The 1,605-nt window shown below is 36.4% G+C and carries 2 protein-coding genes; both read right to left on the bottom strand.

The features are described 5' to 3' along the window. Positions 1 to 288: 288 nt before the first annotated feature. Positions 289 to 648: a hypothetical protein gene (locus C3K47_RS19330; protein WP_133159425.1), complete on the bottom strand. Its 360-nt coding sequence runs from the start codon at positions 646 to 648 to the stop codon at positions 289 to 291. 262 nt (positions 649 to 910) lie between these two features. Next, entirely contained in the window at positions 911 to 1,279 is a 369-nt protein-coding gene (locus tag C3K47_RS19325) for a hypothetical protein (protein ID WP_103790805.1), read from the bottom strand. Positions 1,280 to 1,605 lie beyond the last annotated feature (326 nt).

Below are 1,605 nucleotides of genomic sequence, written 5' to 3'. Positions count from 1 at the left end.
TAGATTGAGACTGACAAAAAGAAAACAATGTTGTGATTGCTAGGAATATTATTGCACTAAAAATTATTTTCATTTTTCTATTTAGTTCCAAGGTGTAGTCGTTCTATAAAATGGCAGGTAACGTTTTGGCGCTTGACGCAGGTGCGGAGAAAGTTCCGTTCCATTGTCCAACGTGACGAAAGTAATTTAACGTAGTGGAATTTGCAAGTTGCACATCGACCGCACTTGCGTTTAAGCGCGTGTTGTGTGCAGGTGTGATCACCCTTGCCTATTCTTCTTGTTTAGCTATTAATTCAATTTCAATGTATCCACTTTCATGAGTTTCCCTCCTGTTAAACAATCCCATGTAAACGTATATAAGTAATTATTTCTTTTTAATCTAAAATCCAAACTAGAGCTATCTTTATAAAGCTTATCCCCTGACATTGCCAAATCATTTACGCTCGTAAAACCATGCATTTGGATTTTATGAGTTTTACCTAAACTATCAATTCCTTCAATCCAGCAGTCATGGCTATATGTATATGCTTTAGTAATAGTGCCATTAAAATATTCTTGACTAATAAGGGCTGTTTCATCCTTGCAACTTAAGTTCATATCACAACCAAATAAAAAAAGTAGCACTCCACAAAATAATACCTGTCTCAAAATTTGTTATTTTTTCTATTATAAAAATCAAAACCCAGTTTAACACCTTATCTGTTGTTTCAATTAAAATTTGAAAATTTAGCTAAATCTGGTTTCGCTTACACTTGCACACAACGGGCGACGCTTGCCGAAGGCGCGATGAAAACACCTGCGTCATAGTCCGCCGTGGCGTAAAGTTATTAATTTGGCTGAATGTTCAATTTGCACGTCCACGCGCTTTTGGCAAGCGTTTGTTACATGCAGGCCTACTTTTTACAATGTCTCACCGGTAGTCTAAAATTAGTTTCGATTTATCCTTCTTAAAAACCTCAATCTGCAGAGAGCCTTTGTTTTTAGACAAGGAGTCTCCAACTTTGATCTTGGCTTCCCAAAGTCTGTAAATTTGAAATTTATAGTCATTGTTTAATAATGCAATTTTCACATTGTGATTCTGTTTCTCAAAATAAAGAGAGTCAACTTTACCATTAAAATTCTCAGAGGCTGCATTCTTTAAAAATACGTCACTAGAACTTTCTTTATCGAAGATTGCCTGCAAAAGAAAAAAGAGTACAAAAAGTACAGGAAATACAATCATTAAGGAATAAAAAATAATTCGATCGGTTTTAGACATGTCAAATTTTTGCTTCTCCATGGTAATAAAGCACTGAAGGCTTGCATGTAACGTTTTGGCGCTTGCCGAAGGCGCGGTGAAAATACCTGTGTCATTCTCCGCCGTGGCGTAAATTTATTAATTAAGTTTTCAGTTCAAAGTTGCACGTCCGCCGCGGTTACGGCAAGCGACTGTTAGCACCAGTTTTTATTCCCACCATTTCTTTATTTTAGTTTTGCTGTCAACCACTGGTTTTACAATAGCTCCATTGGGCATCATATTTTCTAACATATAGCTAGTCCATCCATTTTTGACATACTTCTCTTTTACACTAAATTCTCCCGCACCAATATCAAGGTCACCACAGT

Origin of the sequence: Solitalea longa, from assembly GCF_002920915.1 — a bacterium.
Taxonomy (GTDB): domain Bacteria; phylum Bacteroidota; class Bacteroidia; order Sphingobacteriales; family Sphingobacteriaceae; genus Solitalea; species Solitalea longa.
This window is presented reverse-complemented; position numbering and strand designations above follow the sequence as displayed.

Excerpts from the sequence above, each read along its gene's own strand:
- C3K47_RS19325 (WP_103790805.1), bottom strand. The coding sequence starts at position 1,279 with ATGGAGAAGCAAAAATTTGACATGTCTAAAACCGATCGAATTATTTTT.